Raw genomic sequence first — 4,381 nt, forward strand, 5'->3', positions numbered from 1 at the left:
CCATATAAAAGGGGTAAAAGCATTGAAATATCAAGCTTTTTACTAATAAAAATACAAGTGGAAAACTGGGCTGAGTTATACAGATATGAGCTTTACCAATTATTAAATTTGGGAGTCAGTTTACTTTTGACACCCTAACCATTAAATGTAATTAAAAAATTGTGATGCCGATTGTGGGTCTCGTGTCATAATTAGGGGCTATTGAATAACTCTTACTACTAAATTTGAGCCGCTTTCCCAAAGTTTTCACAGGACCCCACAAGGGTGCGAAAAAAGTTTTTGGCACAAAATTGCAAATTTTTGAAAAAAGAGAACAAAAAGAGACGAAGTCTTTTTGCCAGGTTCATCACCAGGAATACCATATGGATACTGGTTTCACAGGTGTCCTGTCTCCGTGCCATGAGAAGGTCTAGGCCATATCGCCTTTTCGCTTCCCCAAACTTGCCTTCCACTGCATTCCGTTCGCCGGCTTGTGCCCTCTCTTCGAGGTTTTGTTGCCTACGAATCTCTGGGTCTGATGGTGGCCTCCCGAGTTTACGACCACTCATGGTCATGCCTTTGCTCTTGCAATAACTGCGGTTCACGCTGTTTCGATAAATCATATCCACAAGGACTCGCTCAGGATAGCAACCATAGGTGCGATGGTACTTTTCAACACTTTCAATAAACGTCCCAGCCTCATTGAAGGCATCCCAGCTGAGTTTTTCGATTCGTGCAAACCCATCCACCATGCTGATGGCTACCTTCGCTCCAAACTCTGTCCTTGCTTTGGACTTACCACGGACTATTGGTCGGACCCATGGTTGATCCAAACTGACGATTCGATCAGGTGTGCTGTGAACTCGGTTCTCATACATTTCCAGCTGTTGTTGGTACAGTTTCTCAACAATTTTAAGCTTTTTCTTGGAATGATCGGAGAGCTCTAGGCCTTCCAATAACAGGGCTTCAATGTATTTGAGGTTTCTTCCTACAAAGCCTAGCTGTGATTTCACTGCTTGTCGGATGACCTTTCGGGAAGGCCTGCGGTTTCTGGCAAAGAGTAAATATTTCTGACGTGCCACCTTGCGGTAGGTCCGGGGTTTCTTCTTCCCCTGTCTTTGTGCGTGGAGCTCATCGATCATTGTTTCAGTGTGTTCTCTGGCTTTGGAAAGTAGGCTCACATCTGTCGGGAAAGTGATATCGCTGGGAGCGCAGGTTGCATCAAGAATGAGGGTACCAGAGTTCGGTTTATCGCCGTCATCATTGTTATCATCAGAATCTTGCTCATCAGAATTGTCCTCAGAATCTTCTGAAATTTCAGCGGTTTCCTACTTTTCTACAGCTCCTCGAATGATGGCCTCGTTCACCAGCTCTATCATTTCTGGAGTAATGCGTTTTTGGAACGATACCATCGTACTGGCATCAAAGGGCGGTTCATAGGAATAGTATGGTAGCCCAATAAACCATTGAAGATAGGGGTTTTCCAGCCTGTGCCCTGTGGGTAGATCTGTTGCCTTGTCTCCTCGTAAGAGAGGGATAGCTTTGTTTTGATGATAAGAGATCCTAGTGCCATACGGGAGGGTTTACCCGGATTTCCAGTATCTTTTCCGGTGAAAGTTTTGGCGTACATTTCATCCAACGCATCCCAGGGGAGAGTCTGACCCCTTGGTCATGAGGGCTGCCATTTTTACCCAGCGGTTCTCCGGATCTAAGTTGATATCACCAAAGACGGTAGGATCTTCGAAGATGGTGCCTTGTCCACGGGTTGGTTTATACATTGAATCCTCCTAGAATAAAAGTGCAAGGTTTTTGCCTAAATGTTGGGTTTCCCTTGCACTTATTATACCATAAAAATGGCGTTTTGCGTTGAAATTCTAATGATTATTTGAGATTCAGTGAACCCTAATTATGACAACGGCAAATAGTAACGATGAACACTGGGTTAATAACCCTCTACCAAAACACAAAATTTTAAAGATGGAGGATTTCTATGTTAGATGCTAATGATTTGATTGCGGATGAGCTATTTGAAAGGGCTACTCTTTAAAATCAGCCTTTTTAGAAGTATGGAAAGAATGCAAAATAATTACATTATATTCAGGAGGAGAAAAAAGAAGAGTTACTTTAGCTAGGTCAATTTTAAGAGAAACACCAATACTTATCTTAGATGAACCGTTAGCTAATCTCGATGAAAATAATGCTAGGGCAATTGAAAAGCAACTCTTATCAATTACAGACCGAACCATAATAATTATTTCCCATCAATTTAGTATGGAGAATACAATTAAATTAGATGAAGTGATACAATTTTAATTTTATTAAACCGTAGCTAGAGTGTATTCTGGCTACGGTTTAATCTATAATGCATTACTGTTGTACAGGATGATACACTTGAGATAGGTAAAGTCGAGCGGAAGATTGAATATGTGATTTATTATCTTAAGTAAAGAAAGCAGCTTTTTAAAGGTATCAGTTTAGTCGGCGGAGAAAGAAAGCACAAGATCCGATAAAGATTAGAAGTAATAATGAGTATTTGCCCTGTAACAGTGAGATTTGCTATTTATCATAAGTTTTATATGGTGACGCATGTGTGAATTGTCTTTCAGTTGATGAAACTTTCCGTTCTATTCTAGTAAGCAATTAAATCAAGTAAAATAGCCAATCTGTTATGATTTGTTCCCCCATATGAGACTCAATCTTGGATATGTTACCGCAGAGGAAAATTTCACATAAAAATATTAAGGCAACTAATTTTTGACAGCTATACTGACCTCTCAAAACACGTTGAAGCTCTAACTGTGCTTGTCAGGGAATGAACTAAAAATTCAAAGGCTTTATGGCTGTGATTTGCAGGACATCACCCTTGGTGTTATAAGATAATAAATACTATAAATACTGGAGAACTCCTATGAGTCAAAAATCCAAAACAATACTATCGGTTCTTTTATTTATGCCAGTCTATTTTCTTTTGTATACATTCTTCCATGAAATGGGGCACCTCCTTGTGGTTGTAGCTTGCGGTGGAACCATTGAAAATTTTGTGTTTTGGAATCTGGCGGCCCAGGTAAGCTATAGCGGCGGAACCTTTACCCCACTTACAGCAGCCTTGAACCATGCTGCAGGTATGCTTTTACCAGTACTTATAGGCGCTCTTGCCATTGGTTTTTACAAGCCAAGTGTAGAGTTTCTGGGGTATCATACATGTCACCTTATTGTCTTTACTGGATTGCTATCCTCTATGCTTGTGTGGTTAGCCTTTCCTATTGCTTCTTTATTTATCTCACTTCCACAGGGCGAGGATGTAAGTAAATTTTTGGAGGTCACAAAGCTTCATCCACTTATAGTTGCATCTGGTACTTTATGTCTTGTTGGCGCCTTTGTTTTTTGGGCCCGTGCAAAGGGACTTTTAACAAAAGAAACCCTAGTCAAAATAAGAGGGGAATTCAAATAAAAACAAATAATAGTAAAAACAATAGAATTAAGCCAAGGAAAAATCGTTAAAAGTAGTCTTTAGTTTGCTACTGGTGGTAATAATAATTTAAATATGGGTTTATGGATAGCTTTTTAGCTTAACCACAAACCCATATTTTACTACTATTATCTTAGAACTTTAAGAGTACAAGTAGAAGCATGATAGGTTATATACCATTAATTAGCTGGTTCATGGGGAAGGCAATTTCGCCAACCCTTACCACCCATGGCACCGTTTTTCCCTTGACCCTGACCCTGTCCACCACCAAAAGCTTGTCCCGAACCCTTTGAGCCAAATCTTGCTCCCATTTCTTGGCCAATTTTAGCACTCCCACTGTCGTCGCAATAATCCTTATTTTCTTCCAGTGCTTTTAAAATAGCATCATGTCTCTCCTGGGTAATCTCACCTGCTTCAAGTCGGGTTGTAAGATTATCTTTTTTCAGTTTTAATATTTCTTCCTTAAATTCAGTGAATTTTCCAGCTTCATGGGCAATTGCACCATAGGTTTTTTGACCTTCCATTTTCTCGGCAATTATGTTATCAGTTGTTTTTCCGGTAAGTCCTGCTACTATCTCAGCGGGACTTGAGTAGCTGGAGGCTGCGAAGGCTGTTATTGATATAGCAGCAATGGCAAGACTAAGAGTAAGTCCTATCATTAGTATCTTTATCTTTTTCATAGTAAAAACTCCTTTCTGAAAATAGTTTGTTTTGAGTGTAATCAAAGCTTAGCAAGCTTATATGGCAGATATGTGGCATATTCAAGGAAATTAGATGTTAATTATTTTGCTCTTGCCATTGGTTTGCCATATTCTTTAGCTGTAATATAATGATATAAGGAGGCATTACCATGACAAGCATTTTAATCGCAGATGATAATCCCAAGCTTTTAAAGATACTAAAGACAGCAGCAGAAAAAGAGGGTTATAATAC

At 39.7% G+C, this 4,381-nt stretch carries 7 protein-coding genes; 3 read left to right on the forward strand and 4 right to left on the reverse strand.

Annotation, left to right across the window (positions count from 1 at the left end; genetic code table 11):
* Positions 1-218: 218 nt before the first annotated feature.
* Entirely contained in the window at positions 219-1,121 is a 903-nt protein-coding gene (locus tag GXZ13_08040) for a transposase (GenBank protein ID NLX75752.1), read from the reverse strand.
* A gap of 22 nt (positions 1,122-1,143) precedes the next feature.
* On the opposite strand from GXZ13_08040, the gene GXZ13_08045 reads away from it, so the two are divergent.
* Positions 1,144-1,419, forward strand: coding sequence for a hypothetical protein (locus GXZ13_08045; protein ID NLX75753.1), 276 nt, complete (start codon positions 1,144-1,146; stop codon positions 1,417-1,419).
* On the opposite strand, the gene GXZ13_08050 is transcribed toward GXZ13_08045, so the two are convergent.
* Positions 1,308-1,541, reverse strand: a complete 234-nt coding sequence (locus tag GXZ13_08050; protein NLX75754.1) for a transposase — start codon at positions 1,539-1,541, stop codon at positions 1,308-1,310. The two genes, GXZ13_08045 and GXZ13_08050, sit on opposite strands and share 112 nt — an antisense overlap.
* A gap of 69 nt (positions 1,542-1,610) precedes the next feature.
* Entirely contained in the window at positions 1,611-1,757 is a 147-nt protein-coding gene (locus GXZ13_08055) for a hypothetical protein (protein ID NLX75755.1), read from the reverse strand.
* Positions 1,758-2,061: 304 nt separating this feature from the next.
* On the opposite strand from GXZ13_08055, the gene GXZ13_08060 reads away from it, so the two are divergent.
* Together GXZ13_08060 and GXZ13_08065 are read left to right on the forward strand one after the other, a co-directional pair.
* Positions 2,062-2,292 carry an ATP-binding cassette domain-containing protein gene (locus tag GXZ13_08060; GenBank protein ID NLX75756.1) on the forward strand — a complete coding sequence of 77 codons (231 nt, stop codon included), beginning with the start codon at positions 2,062-2,064 and terminating at the stop codon, positions 2,290-2,292.
* Positions 2,293-2,887: 595 nt separating this feature from the next.
* On the forward strand, positions 2,888-3,430 hold the full coding sequence (locus GXZ13_08065) for a hypothetical protein (protein NLX75757.1): 543 nt from the start codon (positions 2,888-2,890) through the stop codon (positions 3,428-3,430).
* 197 nt (positions 3,431-3,627) lie between these two features.
* On the opposite strand, the gene GXZ13_08070 is transcribed toward GXZ13_08065, so the two are convergent.
* The gene (locus GXZ13_08070; protein NLX75758.1) at positions 3,628-4,128 is read right to left on the reverse strand and encodes a hypothetical protein; all 501 of its coding nucleotides are present in this window, start codon (positions 4,126-4,128) and stop codon (positions 3,628-3,630) included.
* Between the last annotated feature and the right edge of the window lie 253 nt (positions 4,129-4,381).

The organism is Synergistaceae bacterium, from assembly GCA_012728235.1.
Taxonomy (GTDB): Bacteria; Synergistota; Synergistia; order Synergistales; family Synergistaceae; genus JAAYFL01.

What these genes read in the sequence shown, in the direction of transcription:
- GXZ13_08040 (NLX75752.1), bottom strand. Translation starts at nt 1,121, where the DNA reads ATGATCGATGAGCTCCACGCACAAAGACAGGGGAAGAAGAAACCCCGG.
- GXZ13_08055 (NLX75755.1), bottom strand. Translation starts at nt 1,757, where the DNA reads ATGTATAAACCAACCCGTGGACAAGGCACCATCTTCGAAGATCCTACC.
- GXZ13_08065 (NLX75757.1), top strand. Translation starts at nt 2,888, where the DNA reads ATGAGTCAAAAATCCAAAACAATACTATCGGTTCTTTTATTTATGCCA.
- GXZ13_08070 (NLX75758.1), bottom strand. Translation starts at nt 4,128, where the DNA reads ATGAAAAAGATAAAGATACTAATGATAGGACTTACTCTTAGTCTTGCC.